Below are 18,803 nucleotides of genomic sequence, written 5' to 3'. Positions count from 1 at the left end.
ACCGCAGCATTACAGCCCGACTGCCTCTTTCAGTGACTTCAAATAGCGGCGGCTCACCGGCACGGTGCGGCCATCTCGCAGCAGCAGTTCCGCCTGGCTGTTATCCTCCAGGCGGATCTCCTGCAAATAATTCATATTGACCAGATATTGCCGGTGGCAGCGCAGCAGCGGCGTGCGGCTTTCCAGCGTGCGCAGCGTTAATTCGGTAAACCCTTCTTTGCCGTCCCGGCTGGTGACATACACCCCGCTCAGCCGGCTGCTGACGTAGGCCACCTCTTCCATTTGCAGCAGCCAGATGCGGCTGTGGCCGCTGCACGGGATAAATTTTAGCGGCTGCTGGCTGTCCGGCAGGCGGGAAATATCCTGCGCTTCGTTTTCCTGATGCAGGCGCGCCAGCGTTTTTTGCAGCCGCTGCGCCTCTATCGGTTTGAGCAGATAGTCAAAAGCGCACTCTTCAAAAGCCTGCACCGCGTATTCATCATAAGCGGTGAGAAACACAATACGCGGCCGGTGGCGCTCATCGAGCATGCCCACCATTTCCAGCCCGCTAATGCGCGGCATCTGGATATCGAGAAACAGCACGTCCGGGCGCAGCTTGTTCACGGCGCTGATCGCCTCTATCGCGTTGGAGCACTCCCCGACTATCTCAATCTCGCCGTCGTTCTCAAGCAGGACGCGCAGGTTCTCACGCGCCAGCGGTTCATCATCCACAATCAACACTCTTAACATACCAACTCCTCGGCGGGCAGGCGCACGGTGATGCAGGTCAAACGGTCGGGATCGCAGCTTACGGCCAGGCCATAATCCTCCCCAAACTTTGCCCGTAGCCGCTTGTCCACCAGATTCATTCCCAGCCCGTTATCGTTCTCTTTTGGCCGATACAACCCGGCATTATCCTCAACATCCACCAGCACGTCTTTTCCCTCGGTACGGGCACGAATGGTAATCATGCCGCAGCCTAGCTGCTGGGAGGTGCCATGTTTAATCGCGTTTTCAACAATCGGCTGCAGCGTAAAGGCCGGTAAACGCTGATTAGCCAGCTCGTCTGGCACCTGCCAGTTCACCGCCAGCTGTGTCTGGAAACGCGCCAGCTCAATTTGCAGATAGGCATTCACGTGCTCAATTTCATCGGAAAGCGTGACGATTTCAGACGGACGCTTCAGATTTTTGCGGAAAAACGTCGAAAGGTACTGCACCAGCTGCCCGGCTTTGTCACCGTCGTGGCGAATAACCGCTTTCAGCGTGTTCAGCGCATTAAATAAGAAGTGCGGGTTCACCTGCGCATGCAGCAGCTTGATCTCGGACTGGGCCAGCAGCACTTTTTGTTGCTCGTATTTGCCCGCTAATATTTGCGCCGAAAGCAGCTGCGCAATCCCTTCGCCGAGCGTACGGTTGATTGAGCTAAATAACCGGTTACGCGCCTCGTAGAGTTTTATGGTGCCGATCACCCGCTGATTTTCGCCCCGCAGCGGGATAACCAGCGTCGACCCCAGCTTGCAGTTTGGGTGCAGCGAGCAGCGGTAAGGCACCTCATTACCATCGGCGTAAACCACTTCGTTATTTTCGATGGCCTGCCAGGTGTAACCCGACGAAATAGGCTTGCCCGCCAGGTGGTGGTCGGCCCCGGTGCCGATAAACGCCAGCAGCTTTTCCCGATCGGTGATCGCCACGGCGCTGATGTCCAGCTCCTGATGCAGCACTTTCGCCACCTTCAGGCTGTTTTGCTCGTTGAAACCTTGCCGGAGAATACCCTCAGTCAAGGCGGCGACTTTTAGCGCGGTGGCGGAGAACGCCGAGGTGTACTTTTCAAACATCGCGCGTTTATCCAGCAGGATGCGCATAAACATCGCCGCCCCCAGCGTGTTGGTGACCATCATCGGCGCGGCGATGCTTTCTACCAGGTGAAGCGCGTCTTCAAACGGCCTCGCTATCAGCAAAATGATCATCATCTGCACCAGCTCGGCCACAAAGGTTACCCCTCCGGCCACCAGCGGGTTAAACAGCTTATCTGTTCTGCCGCGCTTGATTAAAAAACTGTGGATCAACCCGCCGATCAGCCCTTCGGCGATAGTAGAGATCATGCAGCTCAGCGCCGTCATTCCGCCGAGGGAATAACGATGCAGCCCGCCGGTAAGCCCAACCAGCCCGCCGACCACCGGCCCACCGAGCAAGCCCCCCATTACCGCGCCGATGGCACGCGTGTTGGCAATGGAGCCTTCAATGTGCAGGCCAAAGTAGGTGCCCATGATGCAGAAAACCGAGAAAGTGATGTAACAGAGCAGCTTGTGGGGTAGCCGCACGGTGACCTGCATCAGGGGGATAAACAGCCGGGTTTTACTCATCAGCCAGGCAATGACCAGGAATACGCACATCTGCTGCAATAGCAGCAGGACTAAATTGAACTCGTACATCTGCAGACACTCTCCGTTCTCAACGGCGGGAAAGATACAGCGAGGACAATATAATTTCCGGGGTATAGCTCAGATTTGTTAAATTTGGGATGAAAAATAACAGCAAGAGCGGCACCAAAGCGTACCGATATAAAACTAAAAAAACCAAACAGAACAATTTTCAACCAATTACATATCGTTAATAAAATCGATTAATAGCCCGCCCATTATTTATCATTCGTACCCTTCGTTGATCATTATTCAAACACAATTAACCAATTTAAAGATAAGCAATGCCATATTTTTGCTAAAGAGTATTAATTCCGAGTAGAAAGGCGTCATCACTTATTTATATTTCTTATGGCTATAAGTCATATTTTTATATTCTTCTGACCAACGGCATTAGCAGGTAGTATCAGCCAAATAATAATGGCTCAACGCCATAACACCTCATGTACGCGCTAACCATCAGCATATCATACTGTTACGTTGCGAACATTTTCAGCAGTTAAGGACCAGGATAATGATCGTTCTTTCGGGCGTATCAAAAATATTTGCCAGCAAACATGGCGCCATTACCGCCGTAGACAATATTAATATCAACGTCAATAAAGGCCAGATTTACGGCATTATTGGCTACAGCGGTGCGGGTAAAAGCACATTAATAAGATTATTAAATGGGCTGGAAAAACCGTCGTCAGGATCAATCGTTGTCGCCGGGCAGGATATTGCCCAGGCCAGAGGTGAACAGCTCCGTCAGGCTCGTCTAAAAGTCAGCATGGTCTTTCAGCACTTTAATCTGCTGTGGTCCCGGACCGTTGCCGGGAATATTGCCTTTCCCCTGCAAATTGCCGGTGTCAATAAAAGCCAGATTCAGCAACGCGTTAACGAACTGATTAAGCTTGTGGGGCTGGAGGGGCGCGAAAACGCCTGGCCTGCTCAGCTAAGCGGCGGCCAAAAGCAGCGTGTCGGCATTGCCCGCGCGCTGGCAAATAACCCGGATGTTTTACTGTGCGACGAAGCTACTTCGGCGCTGGATCCACAAACGACTGACGCGATTCTGGATCTGCTGCTCGACATTAACCGCCAGCTCAACTTAACCATCGTGCTCATCACCCATGAAATGCATGTAGTGCGCAAAATTTGCCAGCGCGTGGCGGTGATGGAAAACGGCAGAATCGTTGAAGAAGGCCCGGTGCTGGATATTTTCACCCACCCGAAGCAGCCCATCACGCAAACTTTTGTGCGTCAGATTGCGGGGCAAAATACGCCCAGCGAACCGTTCAATCCGCTCTGGGTTCAGGGCATCAGCGGCAGCATTCTGAAGCTTATTTTCCCCGGTGGAGAAGCCCGACAGCCGGTGATTGCCGATGTCATTCAGCATTTCAACGTCGCGCTGAATATCCTGCATGGCAACATCACCCAGACGGTAGACGGCGCGTTTGGCGAACTGTATGTCCATATGGATGACGCCAGCCAGCTAGAAAATATTGTGCAATACCTGAATCAAAAGCGGGTAGAGACTGAGGTTATTCGACATGCTTGAGCAATACTTCCCGCATTTAAAACTCGACAAACTGTGGGCCGCCACGGGCGAAACGCTCTACATGACGGCCTGGTCCGGCGTGGCAACGTTAGTGTTTGGCATTGCACTCGGCGTGCTGCTGTTTCTCACTTCTCGTGGCCAGCTGCTGCAGAATCGGCTGGTTTACTCGGTGGTGACCGTGCTGGTCAACGTCTTCCGCTCGATCCCGTTCATTATTCTGATCGTGCTGCTGATCCCATTCACGAAAACGCTGATTGGCACCATTCTCGGCACCAACGCCGCGCTGCCGGCGCTGATAGTCGGGGCCGCCCCCTTCTACGCTCGCCTGGTGGAAATTGCGCTGCGCGAAGTCGACAAAGGCGTTATCGAAGCCACGCGTTCAATGGGGGCCAAAACCCACACGCTGATTTTCCGCGTGCTGCTGCCTGAATCCTCTCCGGCGCTGGTCTCCGGGATGACCGTCACTTTGATTGCGCTGGTGAGCTACAGCGCCATGGCCGGGGTTATCGGCGCAGGTGGCTTAGGCAACCTCGCCTATCTGGAAGGGTTCCAGCGTAACCATAACGACGTCACCCTGGTGGCTACAGCCACTATCCTGGCCATCGTTTTCATTATTCAGTTTATCGGCGACCGCATCACCAGCCTGCTCGATAAACGCTAACGGTTTCTACATCTTTCAGGCGACAGAGACGCACTCTGCCGCCTGGAATTCCACGGCAATGCACTTTTAATCACTAATCACGACTGGACGAAATAATGAAAAAACAGTTTATGATGTTAGCTCTGGCTTCTTTAACCGCGTTAAGTCTTCACGCCAACGCCGCTGAAAAACTGATTGTGGGCGCTTCCAACGTCCCGCACGCGGAAATCCTCGAGCAGGCTAAGCCGATTCTGGCGAAAGAAGGCATCGATCTTGAGATCAAAACCTTCCAGGACTATATCCTGCCGAATACGGCGCTGGCCGAGCATGAGATTGACGCCAACTACTTCCAGCATCAGCCCTATCTGGATTCGGTGCTGCAGGATCATAAAGGCGATAAAAACTACGATTTCGTCAGCGCCGGGGCTATCCACGTGGAGCCTATCGGCATTTATTCGAAGAAGTACAAAAGCCTGAAGGATCTGCCGCAGAACGGCAAAATCATTCTGCGTGACTCGGTGGCCGAAGAAGGCCGTATTCTGGCCATCTTCCAGCGCGAAGGCGTAATCACCCTGAAACCTGGCGTGAAGCCGGTTAACGCGCGCATCAGCGACATTGCCAGCAACCCGAAAAATCTGCAGTTCAAAGCGGATATTGAAGCCGCCCTGCTGCCGCAGATGTATGCCAACAACGAAGGCGATGCGGTGGTGATCAACGCCAACTACGCGCTGGATGCGGGCCTGAACCCAATTAAAGATCCGATTGCCGTCGAAAGTACCGAAGGTAACCCGTATGCCAATATCATTACCGTGCACAGAGCCGACGTGAAAAAACATGACATCGTCGAGCTGGTGAAAGTCCTGCACTCTAAGCAGATTCAGGACTGGATCAACGAGAAATATCACGGTGCGGTGGTGCCGGTTAACCAGTAATACAAAAAAGGGGCGCAATGCGCCCCTCTTCTTACCTGTGGGTTAGCGCCGTGTACTCCTCCGGGCTGAGGTAAAGTTCGCGATACTTGTCCTCAACCTGCAGCCACATCCGCTGGGAAAAATAGAGCGCCGCAGGCAGCGGATGGTGATGAATCATCAGCGAATCAGCCTGCCCTTGCTCATTAATATGCACCCACACTGCGCACTCCACGGCCACGCCGTCCACGCTTGCGCAGTAAGACTCCATAAAGAACCGTTCGTTGACATAATCCCGGTAAGTAAAGCGCTGGAAGTCATACAGCGGAATGGCCGCTTTCAGGATCTCCAGAATCGCCGCTTTACCCTGAACCGGCGCTTTCAGCACCACGCCTTGCAGGCTCGCCTCATCAGCAAGTATTGCCAGCCAGGGTGGCGGCCCCTGTACATCAAGCATGGGGGATGCGGTGTCATTAAATAACATAGAACTCTCCTGAAAATATCATTGGATAGCGTGCAGAGTAGCGGGTGTTATTCGGCGACAAAAATGATAAAACGTCCGAACATTACGGACCAAAACGCTCGAATAGAGGTATGACTATGGATCGCCTGTCCAGCCTGACCTATTTTGTTCGCACCGCTGAGTTGGGCAGTTTTGTCCGCGCCGGACAAGCTCTGGGGCTTTCCGCTTCGGCGGTGGGAAAAGGGATTACGAGACTTGAAGAACAGCTTGGGGTGAGGCTTTTTCACCGCACCACCCGCAGCCTGCAGATGACATCCGAAGGCAGGGTTTACTTTGAACGCTGCCGGCGTATTCTGCAGGATTTGGATGAAGCGGATGCCCTGCTCTCCCATGCCAGTGAAACGCCCCGAGGCCGTCTGCGAGTCAGCCTGCCCGCCGCCGCCCACATCCTTTTTGAAGCAGCCATTATCGCTTTCGTTCGCCGCTACCCGGACATCGATCTCGATCTGGATTTCAGCGACAGGCTGGTGAACTTGATTGACGAGGACGTGGATATTGCTATCCGAACCGGTGAACTTCCGGACTCTCGCTTGATGCGTCGCGCGCTGCCCTCTTTGCAGCTTATTCTCTGCGCTTCTCCGGCCTATCTTTCCCGGCATGGCGTGCCACAATCGCCCCGGGAACTGGAGGGGCATTGCGGAATTCGTTTCCGCTATGTGAACACCGGCAAGCTGCAGGCCTGGCCGCTGCGTGACTTATCTGAACTGGCGGACGTTCGTACCCGCACCGTGTTCAGTTCAAACAATATGGAGATGGTACGCAGCGCGATTATTAATGGCCTGGGTATTGGGGCCGTGCCTGATTTTATGATTGAACCCCAATTGGCGAGCGGTGTTGTGCACCCGCTGCTGGGTGAGTATTTGAAGGCGCCGGGGCAATTCCAGATGATCTGGACTTCAGGGAAACAGCTTTCGTCGAAGAACCGTGTTTTCGTCGACTTTATCAGCGATTTTATTCTGGCACAGCGGCAAAATAGCGACCTGGATAGTGAAGAATAAACGAGAAAAAATGCCTGATTTTATCTTTCTTATTGGTCCCGGCGGAGCCGGTAAAAGCACGGTGGGTACCAGACTTGCCCTGAAACTCGGCTACGGCGCGAAAGATCTTGATGATGAGTTTTGCCTTCGCCACATGAACATCCGCACCTTTATCTCCTCGCAGGGGTATGAAAGCTATCTTGAAGAGAATGCAAAGCTGCTGGACACGCTGCTCAAAGAAACCTACACCAGCACAGTCTTTATTCTTTCTTCGGGGTTTCTGGCGACCGACATACGGGCAGATATTGTGGCGGCAAATAAAAAACGAGTGCAGCAGACAGGTACTTCGGTACTGCTGATGCCCTCATGCGACTATCAAGAGGCGCTGAACATCATTGTTGCACGGCAGCTAAAACGGGGATTTGGCCTGCAAAGCGAAGGGGAAATCAAGAAATTCAGCCAGCGTTTTGCGCCTTACATGGCTCAGGGCGATATTCAGATTTTTTCGACCGCTGAACCGGATACTATCGCCAGTCTTATTGCCCAACGGCTGGCAGAGCGGAAGCACTAAGGTAAGCTCCCGCTTGCCCCAGGCAAACTAATCGACGATTTTTTCCAGATCCAGCAGCTCTTCCAGCGTCAGCATGTTGCTTTGGGCTACCGCCAGCGCATCGTCCAGCCCTTTGTTGTAGAGCGCGGGTGCCATTTTTTTCACCAGCTCATCCAGGAAAAACTCGGCTTCAAACTGCCCAATTTGCAGGTCGTGCTTGTCGTCCAGCCAGTCGGTGATAAAGTCGCTCAGCTTACGGTAGTCTTCGGCGGGTAATTCAATCTTCTTCATGACGCCTCCACTCCCGGTACCACCAGCGATTCGCCGATGGCGTAGAACTGGCCGCCGGCAATGTAGTGCAGGCTGCGGTATTCCGGTGGGGAGGATTCAAACGACCAGTGGCCATTCTGGAACACGCGATCGTCGGCCCAGGCAGCGATAATTTCACCGATAAACAGGTCGTGGGCCTGATGGTTATGCGGTTCGGGGATAAGCTTACAAACCATCCAGGCCGTACAGCCTGCGACCAGCGGTACGCTGTGGCCAGGGGCGCGGAACAGCTCCACGCCGGATTGTTCGAGCTTGTCGGGCATCTCTTTCAGGCTGTGGGTACCCAGAAAATGGGTCATTTTGAGCTGGGCGGCGCAGGGCACCTGAATCACAAAGGTGCCGCTGTTTTCGATAAGCGTGCGGGTGGCGGTCATTTTATCCAGCACCACCATCAGCTTGGAAGGGGTAAAATCCAGCGCACAGGCCCAGGCGGCGGTCATCACGTCATCCACACCATTGTGGTGGGCAGACACCAACACGGTTGGGCCGTGGTTGATCAGGCGGTAAGACTTTTCTAACGGCACTTCAATGATATGTGGGTTCATACTTCGCATCCGGTTTTCATCAGGTTGCCGTCAGTTTGCCTGAACAACTAGCGCATTACTTTTCCTTTTTGTGACGTAGCTGATGAGGCAGGCAAATCAGCACCAGGCCGACGAAAATCGCCGCCACGCCGAGAAGTTTGTCGGGACTGTATTCTTCGTTGAGCCACGGCAGATTAATGGCAGCAAACCACACCAGCACATAGCTCAGACTTAGAAGCGGATAAGCTTTACTCAACGGGATGCGCTTCAGAGCCATGTACCAGCAGCCCATGGAAAACGCGTAAGCCGCCAGCCCGCCAATCAGCGCCAGCAGCCCGTAACCGCCAAACAATACCGCCTCAATAAATTCAAGGCTCACCGCAGCGGGAGGAAACTGAATCATCGCCCATTTCATGCTGAGCTGCGCCCCGCTGACCAGCAGCACGCTCATTAACGCCCAGATATAACCCATCAGGCGTGCCCTCCCAGCGCGATAATCCCCAGAATGATCAGCATCACGCCCAGCCAGTGGTGCGCTGAAACTCTTTCTTTCCAGATCCAGCGCGCGGCAAGGGTGATAAAGATAAAGTTCAGGCTTAGCATGGGGTAAGCGATACTCACCTCGACGTGCTGGAGCACCAGCAGCCAGACGAGCATCCCAAGTCCTAATAACAGAACGCTCAGCCCAAGCCACAGCATCAGGTGGCGGCGCCCCGCCCCCTGAGCCGCCTGCTTCTGGCACAGCTGCCCGCCGCAGCTAAGCAAACTGGCCAGAATAATCAGCGCAATATTCATGGCTGCGCGTCGTACTCAAACAGTACGAAGCGCCCGCTGTTGGCCCGGTGATCCGGCTCCGGCAGCTTCAGGTCATTGAGATCGGTGTTATTCGACACCAGCAGCATCAGCGACACTTTGCCCTGCTTGCGGTGTTCTGCCAGCCAGGATTCGAAGTCCGCGCTGTAAACAAAGCGGTTAGACACATCAGGATAATCAAGGCCGTAGCGCAGTTCGCCCGCCTGATTATACAGATTGATATCGCTCCGCTTCAGCTCCCACGCCACCCCGGCGGCAACGCCGACGTTGTTGGTGAAGATGTAGCGACTGTCTTCCAGCTGCGGACGCATTTCATGAATGAACGCCTGCGGCTGCTTGGAATTTTCCACTTTCGATGGAATCACCACGCCCACCAGCAGCGCCAGACCCAGCGGGCACAGCGCCGCCCAGTACCAGCGTTTCGCAGTCTGGCTCAGGGTCAAAAGACCGAACAGCCCCCAGACGGCAAAGGCCACGCACGCCAGCACCACTTTCAGCGTTTCATTGGCGGCATACACCGGATGTCTTGCCAGCCCCCACGGCGCCAGGAAAAAGGCCACCGTGATCACGCAGGCCGCTCCAAACAGCAGGTTAATCCAGCCGTTGACGCGTAAAATAGCGGAGCCGCTTTTCGCCAGCTCAACAGCGTGGCGCGCCATCAGGATCGCCAGCGGTGCAAAGCACGGCAGAATGTAGGTCGGCAGTTTGCCTTTGGCGATGCTAAAGAACAGGAACGGCATTACAATCCAGCCCAGCAGATAGAACGCACCGCCCTGCTCACCCCGGTTTTTCCAGCCGCTTTTCAGCGCGCCCGGCAGCAGAGCAAGCCATGGCAGAGAGCCAGCAATCAGGAATGGAATGTAGTACCAGAACGGGGCTTTATGCTGCGCGTCTTTCTCCGCGAAGCGCTGAATGTGCTCCACCCAGAAGAAGTAGTGCCAGAAGTCAGGCTCGGCTTTGGCGATCGCAATCGCCCACGGCAGCGTGATTAACACGGCGCTCAGCACCGCCAGCGGCCCAAACAGCAATACTTCTTTCCAGCGTTTCTGTGCAATCACCCACGGCAGGACGCCAATGACCGGCACCGCCAGCGCCAGGAACCCTTTGGTCATCACGCCCATGCCGCAGGCCAGGCCCAACAGCACGTAACCGCCAATCTTGCCGCCGGTGGTTTGTGCGGTACTGGCCAGCCAGAAACTGCACATCGCCGCCGTCAGCCACAGGGTGATCATCGGGTCGAGCACGGAATACGTGCCGATGCCGTAGACCAGCAGGCAGGTGAGGAAAATAACCCCAGCCAGCACCGCGACCGTTTTATCGCGCCACAGGCGGAACGCCAGCCAGTAGGTCAGCAGCGCGCTCAGGGTCACCGAAAACACGGAACCAAAACGCACGGCAAAATTGTTATGACCGAAGATGAACTGGCTGATGTTGTTGATCCAGTACCCCGCTACCGGCTTTTCGAAATAGCGCAGATCAAGGAAATGAGGAACGATCCAGTTGCCAGACAGCAGCATTTCGCGGCTGATTTCCGCATAGCGCGTCTCATCCGGCTGCCACAGGTGACGAAACTCCAGAGGTACAAGGTAAAGCAAGGCAAAACAGACCAGAAGGGTCATTCCATATTTTGCAGATTTCATCGGTTCACGACTCTATAAGTTGTTGGCAACCCAGCCAGCCTTCGCGGCCTGGAATTGTCCCGCGCACAATTTTGCCTCTCGGCAGCGTGGATAAATCGTCCGGCAGAAGCTCGCTGAGCGGGCAGAACTGAACCCCCTCGGCGGCAGCCATCGCCAGCAATTCACTAAAGGAATCTCGCATCACCATCCCTTCGACTTCAGCATGGATGGTGTAAACCGGTGTGCCGCTGTCCTGGTGAATTTTATCCAGGATAAAACGGTTAAAGTTCTCTTTACTGACTTCGGTACCAATCACTTCGTCCCACGTTGGCAGCGTCACGGGAATTTGTACTGCAGCCTCGCTACCGTTAGACAAAACAGGGATAAACGGCGTGGTACCACGGCAATCGCTGTTGTACTGGAACGGGAACGCTGCTTTCGCTTTCACTACTCGCTGGTCTGCACGCCAGCCCGCCACGGCCGAGCAGTTTACAGGCTGCCCGACAATTTTCTGCAGCGCATTCAGCCCAAGGCGAATCTGCTGTTCGAGTTTGTCCTGTTCCCATACGCCCGCCCAGGCCTGCCAGGCATGGTGATCCCAGGCATGGAGGCCCACCTCATGGTGGTCCGCCGCGGCAGCGATAACCTCTGCGTTGCCTGCGCCAATCACGCGCCCGGGCCACGCGGTACCCGCCAGCAGAATGTCCCAGCCATACAGCGATGCTGCGTTAGAGCGCAGCATCTTCCACAGGAATTTAGGCTTGATCAGGCGCCACAAGTGGCGTCCCATGTTGTCTGGCCCAACGCTGAAGAAAAAGGTTGCCTGAGTCGAGTGTAAACTTAGCGTCTCCAGAAGGTTTGGCACCCCTTCACGGGTGCCTCGCCAGGTGTCGACATCAATACGCAGGCCGACTTTTCTCATGAAGCAGGGTCCGTCAGCTCAACGGTTTTCAGGAAGAAGTCCAGCGTTTCATCGATGGTTTTCTCCATGTGCACTTCAGGCGTCCAGTCCAGCAGGCGCTGGGCGTTGCGGATGCTTGGCTTACGGTGCTCAACGTCCTGATAGCCTTTGCCGTAGTACGCGCTGCTTTCCACTTCGCGGAAACCGGCAAACGGTGGGAACTGGCTACGCAGCGGATGACGTTCGAAGCTTTCCAGCAGCATTTCTGCCAGCTGTTTGATGCTCGCTTCGTTGTCCGGGTTACCGATGTTGATGATCTGGCCGTCGCAGTTATTGTTTTTGTTTTCAATAATGCGGAACAGCGCTTCGATGCCGTCGCCGATGTCGGTGAAGCAGCGCTTCTGCTTGCCGCCGTCGATAAGCTTGATCGGGGAACCTTCTACCAGGTTCAGGATCAGCTGGGTAATGGCACGGGAGCTACCGATACGCGCGGCGTTCAGGTTGTCCAGACGCGGGCCCATCCAGTTAAACGGACGGAACAGCGTGAAGCGCAGCCCTTCTTTTTCGCCGTATGCCCAGATAACACGGTCAAGCAGTTGTTTGGACACGGAGTAAATCCAGCGCTGTTTGTTGATTGGCCCAACGATCAACGGGGAGTTATCTTCGTCAAACGACTTGTCGGTGCACATGCCGTACACTTCGGAGGTGGACGGGAAGATAATGCGTTTTTTGTATTTCACGCAGTCGCGGATGATCTTCAGGTTCTCTTCGAAGTCGAGTTCGAATACGCGCAGCGGGTTACGGGTGTATTCGATTGGCGTCGCGATGGCTACCAGCGGCAGAACAACGTCACACTTCTTAATGTGGTATTCGATCCACTCGGAGTGAATGCTGATATCACCTTCCACAAAGTGGAAACGCTCGTTGCCGATGAAGCGAGAAATCGCGTCAGAACCGATGTCCAGGCCGAAGATTTCGAAGTTGTCATCACGCAGCAGACGTTCGGTCAGGTGGTTACCGATAAAACCGTTCACGCCCAGGATCAGTACGCGGGTACGACGTTTGATAGCGGAAACTGGTTTGCTGCTCAGAATCGCGCCGCTGACCAGGCCCAGAGACTGTGCCAGCTGGGAACCCTGCATGTACACGCCGTTTTCAGCCTGGCCGGTCACGACTTCCAGAGCACCGGTGCCACAGGCAATCACCAGCGGGTTAACGGAGATCACTGTCCCGGCTTTCGCTCCGTTGTTGCTTTCCAGCACACGGCTTTTCCAGATAATGAATTTGCCGCCGCCCACGTAGCTGAACGCGCCTGGCCACGGCTCGGTCACCGCACGCACCAGGTTGTTGGCTTCTGCTGCAGAGCCTTCCCAGCTGATCGCGCCATCCTTTGGTGAACGACCGCCGAAATAGGTCGCTTTAGATTCGTCCTGAGCGGTCTGCGGGAAGTGACCGGTTTTGATCACCGGCAGGCTTGTCGCCAGCAGGGATTTCGCGGTTTCGCACAGTTTGTGGTGCAGAGTCAGAGCAGTATCTTCTGCGGCAATCGCCACGCGTTCCTGAGCAACAATGTCGCCCGCGTCCGCGCGTTTCACCATGCGATGCAGGGTAACGCCGGTTTCGGTTTCACCTTTCACCAGCACCCAGTTCAGCGGCGCGCGGCCACGGAATTTAGGCAGCAGAGAGCCGTGGAGATTAAATGCACCGACGGAAGCACAGTCCAGGATCTCTTCGCTCAGCAGGTTGCGGTAGTAGAAGGAGAAAATCACTTCAGGCTGCGCGTCTTTAATGCGGTCAACCCACAGCGGGTGGTTCACATCTTCAGGAGCAAAAACCGGGATGCCGAATTCTGCCGCCGTGCGGGCCACAGAGCCGAAGAAGTTATTCTCAGCGGCGTTATCCGGGTGAGTATAAATTGCTGCAATGTCATAGCCTGCTTCAACCAGGGCACGAACACCCACACAGCCCATATCGTGATAGGCGAAAACAACTGCTTTCATTATTGATTTTCCTCTGAAGATAAAGCGGTTTCACTGCTAACTACGCGTTGAATAAAGTAACGAGGGCGAGCACGCACGTCGTTATAGATACGGCCAATGTACTCACCCAGCAGCCCCATTCCAATGAACTGGGCGCCAATAAAGGTGAACAGAACGGCGAAGAGCATAAACACCCCGTCTGCCGCCCACTGCGGGCCAAGAGCAAGACGTAACACCACCAGCAGTACCGCCAGCGCGAAGCCGGAGAGTGCGATAATGCTGCCAACGACGCTGAGCAAACGCAGCGGCGTCGTGGTCAGGCAGGTGATCAGGTCATACATCAGGTTGATCAGGCGCATGAAGCTGTACTTCGAGTCGCCAAACTGACGCTCGTCGTGGTGCACCGGGATTTCGATAGCGCGACGGGCAAAGGTGTTGGCCAGAATCGGGATAAAAGTGCTGCGTTCGTGGCAGTGCAGCATCGCGTCGATGATGTGGCGGCGGTAGGCGCGCAGCATACAGCCATAGTCACCCATCGCTTTACCGGTGGTACGCTGGATCAGGTGGTTAATCATTTTCGACGCCCGTTTGCGGAACCAGCTGTCCTGGCGATTCTGACGCACGGTGCCCACCACGTCATAGCCTTCATCGGCCTTTTCAACCAGGCGCGGGATCTCTTCCGGCGGGTTCTGCAGGTCAGCATCCAGAGTGACGATAAGATCGCCGGTGACGTGGCTAAAGCCCGCCATAATTGCCGAGTGCTGGCCATAGTTACGGTTCAGCAGCACCGCGACGATGTGGCTGTCCGGGGCTTCTGCCGCGCGGGTCAGCATCGCGGCAGAGTCATCGCTGCTGCCATCATCAATGAGGAGAATTTCGTAATCACGGTTCAGCTTTTGACACGCTTCAGTGGTACGGCGAAGCAGTTCAGGCAGGCTGTCCTGTTCGTTGTACACCGGGATCACAACGGATACTTTTTTGATCGTTTCCGGGGTCGTCATCTTAAAGTCCTGCTATTTCACGTAATGCGGTAATGACGCGGGAAGTGTCATCGTCGGTCATGGTTGGGAACAGCGGAATGGAGCAAATGCGCTCGCTGTTCCAGTCGCTGTTCGGCAGTTGAAGCTGCGGGTAGCGATCGCGGTAATACTTCTGGGTGTGCGCCGCGCGGAAGTGCAGACCGGTGCCGATGCCGCGCTCTTTCAGCGCCTCCATCAGGCCGCTGCGAGAAATACCGCAGGTGGCTTCATCCACGCGGATGATAAACAGGTGCCAGGCGTGGCGGTGCTGCCAGGTCGGCGTGGCCAGCGGCAGGAATGGCGTGTCGGTCAGCTCTTTGAGGTAGCGTTCGGCGATTTCCTGACGACGGACGTTGATCTGCTCCAGTTTGCCAAGCTGCACCAGCGCGATAGCCGCGTTGATATCCGCAAGGTTGTATTTGAACCCTGGAGAGATAACTTCAGCCTGCGGCGCACGGCCATGGGTCTGGCGGTCAAAGGCGTCTACGCCCAGGCCGTGGAATTTCAGGCTACGAATGCGGTTAGCAAACTGGTCGTCGTCGGTGACGATCAGGCCGCCTTCGGCGCAGGTCATGTTCTTAATAGCGTGGAAAGAGAAGATTGCCGTGCCCTTGCCGCCAACGTGCTTGCCTTTGTACCCGGTGCCCGCGGCGTGCGCAGCATCTTCAATCACCGGAATGCCGTGACGTTCACCGATGGCGCGAATAGCGTCGATGTCGGCAGGCGCCCCCGCGTAGTGCACGGGAATGATCGCTTTAGTGCGTGGGGTAATGGCCGCTTCAATGGCTTCTGGCGTAACCATCAGCGTATCGCGATCGACGTCGATCATTACTGGTTCGGCACCCAGCAGCACAATCATGTTGAGCGTGGAGACCCAGGTCAGTGAGGGGGTAATCACCTCGTCACCCGCCTGCAGCCCAAGTGCCATCAGGGTAACGTGCATCCCGCCGGTGGCTGAGCTTACCGCAATGGCATGTTTATTGCCGGTTAAGTCACAAAATGCTTTCTCAAGCGCCTGGTTTTTCGGCCCGGTGGTGATCCAGCCGGATTGCATGACTTCCGTTACCGCTGCAATTTCTTCCGCACCTAACGCCGGGCGTGAAAAAGGCAGAAAATCACTCATTACGTGGATTCCTTATTAAATCGCTAAACGCCAAAAGCTGACGGGATAATGAATCAGGCTAATTAAATAAAAGCACAACACTCGGGAAGTACGGCCTGTTTAGCTAAACATCTTATCAATGAAAAGAATTTAACAAAGAAATCTTAGAACAGTATTAAGAAAGTGAGATATAACGAAAAATCGTGAAGTTAAGCATTGCTGGCTGAAAAAGTGACTGAGATAGACAAAAATTGTCACCTGCTTGTCACGCTTAATGCCTATTTGTTTAATCGCGGAATAATTCCGGGTGTGACAAATAATAATTTATCCCCTACGAATGATTAAAAAAAAACCGCCTGATATAGACGGTTTTAATAATAAGCAGGGAAATTAACGCTTCGCTTTGCCCGGCAGCGTTTTCATCAAATCGTCCGGGCTGATGGACGCCACTACGCTACCCGGCAGCGGCATCTTCAGGATATGGTTCTTCATCTTGCCGATGACGTGCATTTCGCACGGGCGGCAGTCAAATTTCAGCGTCAGCACTTCATCGCCATGCACCAGCTGCATCGGGGTGGCCTTCCAGCTCTTAATATTGCCTTTCGCCTGTTTCGGGCAGAGATTAAACGCAAAGCGCAGGCAGTGCTTGGTGATCATCACCGGCACTTCGCCCTTCTCTTCATGTGCTTCATAGGCAGCGTCAATCAGTTGCACGCCATAGCGGTGATAAAACTCACGCGCTTTATGGTTATACACGTTCGCCAGGAAGCTTAAATGGCTGTCCGGGTAGACCGGTGGTGGCACGCTCACCGCTTTACGGGTGCCGCGCTGGTAGTTTTGCAGCCGCGCTTCGGTCAGCGCTTCAATGGCATCACGGCGCAGCTGGTTAAGCTGGGCGTTTGGCACAAATAAAGCTTCTTCCAGCAAGATGTTCACTTTCCGCGCGGAGTACATGGTCTGGCCCAGCCTGGTCAGGCCGTCACGCAGGCTGTCGAACGCTTTCTGCGGATTATTGGCGACATCAAACTGGCCGACGAGCGTTTGAGTAACGCTGACGCCCTCTTCGCTGGTCGCCTTCATCACCAGCTGCTGCTGGCTGCCGCTCAGTTCGATATCCACCGCCACGCGGCGCTCGCTGGAGGTTTTCAGCAGCGCCTGCTGCCAGTTGTGATCCAGGTTACGGTTCAGCGGGTGGTTAGGGCGCACCTTTTTCAGCGTTTCCGGCATTTCGTTTGGCCAGACGCGATACTGATTTTTCCCGGTTTTTTCCACCGTATTAGCGCGGAAGCCGACGATTTCACGCTTGATCAGCACGTTCAGGCCATCACCATTAGTCAATGTGTCGGTGGTAATGACGTCGAGGTGATCTTTGCTCACTTTCAGCACTTCGCCCACCGGCAGGCCAACAAATTTCGGTGAGTCAAATGCGCCGATGTCGATTTTGCGCTCGTTCACGAAGTAGTCAGTGCTGCCGCGGTGGAAAGTTTTATCCGGCGACGGGATAAAGTAGTGCGAGGTCACGCCGGAAGACGCACGAGTCAGGTCGCTGCGCCCTTCCATCAGCTCGTCCAGCAGCTGACGGTAGTAAGCGGTGATGTTTTTCACGTAGCTCATGTCTTTGTAACGCCCTTCAATTTTGAAGGAACGCACGCCCGCCTCGACCAACGCCGCCAGGTTGGCGCTCTGATCGTTGTCTTTCATCGAGAGCAGGTGTTTTTCATAGGCCACGACGCGGCCCTGGTCGTCTTTCAGGGTGTACGGCAGGCGGCAGGCCTGCGAGCAGTCGCCGCGGTTGGCGCTGCGCCCGGTCTGGGCGTGGGAAATATTACACTGCCCGGAATACGCCACGCACAGCGCACCGTGAATAAAGAATTCAATCGTCGCGTCGACATTCTGGTGAATGGCAGCAATTTGCTGCAGGTTCAGCTCGCGCGCCAGCACGATTTGCGAGAAACCTGCATCGGACAGAAACTTCGCTTTTTCCACACTGCGAATGTCGCACTGGGTACTGGCGTGCAGCTCAATCGGCGGCAGATCCATTTCCAGTACGCCCATATCCTGCACAATCAGCGCATCAACCCCGGCTTCGTACAAGTCGACGATCATCGAGCGAGCTGGCTCCAGTTCGTCATCATGCAGAATGGTGTTTAGGGTAACAAAAATCTTCGCCCCGTAGCGGTGGGCAAACGGCACCAGTTCGGCCAGGTCTTGCAGGCTGTTGCCGGCGTTGTGGCGTGCGCCAAAGCCAGGCCCACCGATGTAAACCGCATCCGCACCATGGAGGATGGCTTCGCGGGCGATGGCGGTATCACGGGCAGGGCTGAGTAATTCAAGTTGATTTGCGTGCAGGCGCATAAAATTTGTCGTGTTCTGTAAGGGCGAAAGGCGGCTATTGTAGTCACTTCCCCCGCGCAAAAACAGAGGGATTATGCCGTCGTCGCCGGATAGTGAATCAGCGAATGAAAATGCGTCTCATCGCCACCTGAATTACGGTAAGCGTGGGGGCGATCGCCGTGAAATTTCAAGCCTTCTCCGGCCTGCAACGTCCGCCATTCTCCGTCAACATTCATATCCAGCACGCCGCTTATCACCACCACATGCTCGATCACGCCGCTGTCGTGCGCCGATGACTCGCTGAGCGCCCCGGGGGCGAGGCAAATAGAAAAGTGGTCAAAACGCAGGTGCGGATCGTAAGGAAAAATCGGCACCACCACCATTTCCCGCTGCTGCGGGTCAAAAACCGGGCGCACGGGCGCGGAACCGGCTTCGAGGAACACAGAAAACGGCACGTTAAAACCGGTGGCAATCTTCCACAATGTGGCGACGGTCGGGCTGGATTCGTTGCGTTCGATTTGCCCGAGCATGGCTTTCGATACGCCGGTTTGTTTCGCCGCGAAGGTCAGGCTCCAGCCTCTGGCCTGACGCAGGCCTTTCAGGGTGTTAGCCAGATGTTGCGCTATGTCCATTCTCTCCTCCCGTTGA

The 18,803-nt window shown here is 55.0% G+C and carries 19 protein-coding genes; 5 read left to right on the top strand and 14 right to left on the bottom strand.

Going from position 1 to position 18,803, the window contains the following annotated elements:
- Window positions 1-9 precede the first annotated feature (9 nt).
- Window positions 10-729 carry a two-component system response regulator BtsR gene (btsR, locus tag LH86_RS14450; RefSeq protein WP_039302617.1) on the bottom strand — a complete coding sequence of 240 codons (720 nt, stop codon included), beginning with the start codon at window positions 727-729 and terminating at the stop codon, window positions 10-12.
- Entirely contained in the window at window positions 723-2,411 is a 1,689-nt protein-coding gene (locus LH86_RS14445) for a sensor histidine kinase (RefSeq protein WP_039302615.1), read from the bottom strand. Before LH86_RS14445 ends, btsR begins: the two co-directional genes overlap by 7 nt.
- A gap of 502 nt (window positions 2,412-2,913) precedes the next feature.
- Between LH86_RS14445 and LH86_RS14440 the strand changes: the two genes are divergently transcribed.
- The 3 genes from LH86_RS14440 (at window position 2,914) to LH86_RS14430 (ending at window position 5,508) form a co-directional block, all read left to right on the top strand.
- A complete protein-coding gene (locus LH86_RS14440) occupies window positions 2,914-3,936 on the top strand; it encodes a methionine ABC transporter ATP-binding protein (protein WP_039302612.1) in 1,023 nt (340 codons plus the stop codon).
- On the top strand, window positions 3,929-4,597 hold the full coding sequence (locus LH86_RS14435) for a methionine ABC transporter permease (protein WP_039302609.1): 669 nt from the start codon (window positions 3,929-3,931) through the stop codon (window positions 4,595-4,597). Before LH86_RS14440 ends, LH86_RS14435 begins: the two co-directional genes overlap by 8 nt.
- Window positions 4,598-4,692: 95 nt before the next feature.
- Window positions 4,693-5,508: a MetQ/NlpA family ABC transporter substrate-binding protein gene (locus LH86_RS14430; protein WP_039302606.1), complete on the top strand. Its 816-nt coding sequence runs from the start codon at window positions 4,693-4,695 to the stop codon at window positions 5,506-5,508.
- A 31-nt stretch (window positions 5,509-5,539) separates the two neighbouring features.
- Here LH86_RS14430 and LH86_RS14425 read toward each other — a convergent pair whose 3' ends face one another.
- Window positions 5,540-5,968 (bottom strand): hypothetical protein, encoded by a 429-nt coding sequence (locus LH86_RS14425; RefSeq protein ID WP_039302603.1) that lies wholly within the window; start codon window positions 5,966-5,968, stop codon window positions 5,540-5,542.
- Between the two features lie 116 nt (window positions 5,969-6,084).
- On the opposite strand from LH86_RS14425, the gene LH86_RS14420 reads away from it, so the two are divergent.
- Together LH86_RS14420 and LH86_RS14415 are read left to right on the top strand one after the other, a co-directional pair.
- The gene (locus LH86_RS14420; RefSeq protein WP_039302600.1) at window positions 6,085-7,005 is read left to right on the top strand and encodes a LysR substrate-binding domain-containing protein; all 921 of its coding nucleotides are present in this window, start codon (window positions 6,085-6,087) and stop codon (window positions 7,003-7,005) included.
- A 10-nt stretch (window positions 7,006-7,015) separates the two neighbouring features.
- Entirely contained in the window at window positions 7,016-7,555 is a 540-nt protein-coding gene (locus LH86_RS14415) for a shikimate kinase (RefSeq protein WP_052045588.1), read from the top strand.
- Between the two features lie 27 nt (window positions 7,556-7,582).
- Here LH86_RS14415 and LH86_RS14410 read toward each other — a convergent pair whose 3' ends face one another.
- From LH86_RS14410 to LH86_RS14360, 11 genes are all read right to left on the bottom strand, one after another.
- Entirely contained in the window at window positions 7,583-7,825 is a 243-nt protein-coding gene (locus LH86_RS14410; protein ID WP_039302597.1) for a DUF2164 domain-containing protein, read from the bottom strand.
- Window positions 7,822-8,409, bottom strand: a complete 588-nt coding sequence (locus tag LH86_RS14405) for a flavin reductase family protein (protein WP_039302593.1) — start codon at window positions 8,407-8,409, stop codon at window positions 7,822-7,824. The genes LH86_RS14410 and LH86_RS14405 overlap by 4 nt, the downstream gene beginning before the upstream one ends.
- Before the next feature lie 55 nt (window positions 8,410-8,464).
- The gene (gene arnF, locus LH86_RS14400; RefSeq protein WP_039302590.1) at window positions 8,465-8,860 is read right to left on the bottom strand and encodes a 4-amino-4-deoxy-L-arabinose-phosphoundecaprenol flippase subunit ArnF; all 396 of its coding nucleotides are present in this window, start codon (window positions 8,858-8,860) and stop codon (window positions 8,465-8,467) included.
- A complete protein-coding gene (gene arnE / locus LH86_RS14395; protein WP_039302587.1) occupies window positions 8,860-9,183 on the bottom strand; it encodes a 4-amino-4-deoxy-L-arabinose-phosphoundecaprenol flippase subunit ArnE in 324 nt (107 codons plus the stop codon). Before arnE ends, arnF begins: the two co-directional genes overlap by 1 nt.
- Entirely contained in the window at window positions 9,180-10,841 is a 1,662-nt protein-coding gene (gene arnT, locus LH86_RS14390) for a lipid IV(A) 4-amino-4-deoxy-L-arabinosyltransferase (protein ID WP_039302584.1), read from the bottom strand. Before arnT ends, arnE begins: the two co-directional genes overlap by 4 nt.
- Before the next feature lie 4 nt (window positions 10,842-10,845).
- Window positions 10,846-11,742, bottom strand: a complete 897-nt coding sequence (gene arnD, locus LH86_RS14385) for a 4-deoxy-4-formamido-L-arabinose-phosphoundecaprenol deformylase (protein WP_039302580.1) — start codon at window positions 11,740-11,742, stop codon at window positions 10,846-10,848.
- A complete protein-coding gene (gene arnA, locus LH86_RS14380) occupies window positions 11,739-13,721 on the bottom strand; it encodes a bifunctional UDP-4-amino-4-deoxy-L-arabinose formyltransferase/UDP-glucuronic acid oxidase ArnA (RefSeq protein ID WP_039302577.1) in 1,983 nt (660 codons plus the stop codon). The genes arnD and arnA overlap by 4 nt, the downstream gene beginning before the upstream one ends.
- Complete coding sequence (arnC, locus tag LH86_RS14375) at window positions 13,721-14,701, bottom strand: undecaprenyl-phosphate 4-deoxy-4-formamido-L-arabinose transferase (RefSeq protein ID WP_039302574.1); 981 nt, start codon at window positions 14,699-14,701, stop codon at window positions 13,721-13,723. The genes arnA and arnC overlap by 1 nt, the downstream gene beginning before the upstream one ends.
- A gap of 1 nt (window position 14,702) precedes the next feature.
- Entirely contained in the window at window positions 14,703-15,842 is a 1,140-nt protein-coding gene (arnB, locus tag LH86_RS14370) for a UDP-4-amino-4-deoxy-L-arabinose aminotransferase (protein WP_039302571.1), read from the bottom strand.
- 369 nt (window positions 15,843-16,211) lie between these two features.
- Window positions 16,212-18,176 (bottom strand): peptidase U32 family protein, encoded by a 1,965-nt coding sequence (locus tag LH86_RS14365; RefSeq protein WP_039302568.1) that lies wholly within the window; start codon window positions 18,174-18,176, stop codon window positions 16,212-16,214.
- A 71-nt stretch (window positions 18,177-18,247) separates the two neighbouring features.
- Complete coding sequence (locus tag LH86_RS14360; RefSeq protein WP_039302565.1) at window positions 18,248-18,787, bottom strand: helix-turn-helix domain-containing protein; 540 nt, start codon at window positions 18,785-18,787, stop codon at window positions 18,248-18,250.
- Between the last annotated feature and the right edge of the window lie 16 nt (window positions 18,788-18,803).

Source organism: Cedecea neteri, assembly GCF_000758325.1.
GTDB lineage: Bacteria > Pseudomonadota > Gammaproteobacteria > Enterobacterales > Enterobacteriaceae > Cedecea > Cedecea neteri_B.
This window is presented reverse-complemented; position numbering and strand designations above follow the sequence as displayed.

Coding starts and splice junctions, on each gene's coding strand:
- LH86_RS14445 (WP_039302615.1), bottom strand. CDS start 2,411: ATGTACGAGTTCAATTTAGTCCTGCTGCTATTGCAGCAGATGTGCGTA.
- LH86_RS14425 (WP_039302603.1), bottom strand. CDS start 5,968: ATGTTATTTAATGACACCGCATCCCCCATGCTTGATGTACAGGGGCCG.
- arnC (WP_039302574.1), bottom strand. CDS start 14,701: ATGACGACCCCGGAAACGATCAAAAAAGTATCCGTTGTGATCCCGGTG.
- arnT (WP_039302584.1), bottom strand. CDS start 10,841: ATGAAATCTGCAAAATATGGAATGACCCTTCTGGTCTGTTTTGCCTTG.
- arnF (WP_039302590.1), bottom strand. CDS start 8,860: ATGGGTTATATCTGGGCGTTAATGAGCGTGCTGCTGGTCAGCGGGGCG.
- arnE (WP_039302587.1), bottom strand. CDS start 9,183: ATGAATATTGCGCTGATTATTCTGGCCAGTTTGCTTAGCTGCGGCGGG.
- LH86_RS14435 (WP_039302609.1), top strand. CDS start 3,929: ATGCTTGAGCAATACTTCCCGCATTTAAAACTCGACAAACTGTGGGCC.
- LH86_RS14365 (WP_039302568.1), bottom strand. CDS start 18,176: ATGCGCCTGCACGCAAATCAACTTGAATTACTCAGCCCTGCCCGTGAT.
- btsR (WP_039302617.1), bottom strand. CDS start 729: ATGTTAAGAGTGTTGATTGTGGATGATGAACCGCTGGCGCGTGAGAAC.
- arnA (WP_039302577.1), bottom strand. CDS start 13,721: ATGAAAGCAGTTGTTTTCGCCTATCACGATATGGGCTGTGTGGGTGTT.
- LH86_RS14430 (WP_039302606.1), top strand. CDS start 4,693: ATGAAAAAACAGTTTATGATGTTAGCTCTGGCTTCTTTAACCGCGTTA.
- LH86_RS14410 (WP_039302597.1), bottom strand. CDS start 7,825: ATGAAGAAGATTGAATTACCCGCCGAAGACTACCGTAAGCTGAGCGAC.
- LH86_RS14420 (WP_039302600.1), top strand. CDS start 6,085: ATGGATCGCCTGTCCAGCCTGACCTATTTTGTTCGCACCGCTGAGTTG.
- arnB (WP_039302571.1), bottom strand. CDS start 15,842: ATGAGTGATTTTCTGCCTTTTTCACGCCCGGCGTTAGGTGCGGAAGAA.
- LH86_RS14405 (WP_039302593.1), bottom strand. CDS start 8,409: ATGAACCCACATATCATTGAAGTGCCGTTAGAAAAGTCTTACCGCCTG.
- LH86_RS14415 (WP_052045588.1), top strand. CDS start 7,016: ATGCCTGATTTTATCTTTCTTATTGGTCCCGGCGGAGCCGGTAAAAGC.
- LH86_RS14360 (WP_039302565.1), bottom strand. CDS start 18,787: ATGGACATAGCGCAACATCTGGCTAACACCCTGAAAGGCCTGCGTCAG.
- arnD (WP_039302580.1), bottom strand. CDS start 11,742: ATGAGAAAAGTCGGCCTGCGTATTGATGTCGACACCTGGCGAGGCACC.
- LH86_RS14440 (WP_039302612.1), top strand. CDS start 2,914: ATGATCGTTCTTTCGGGCGTATCAAAAATATTTGCCAGCAAACATGGC.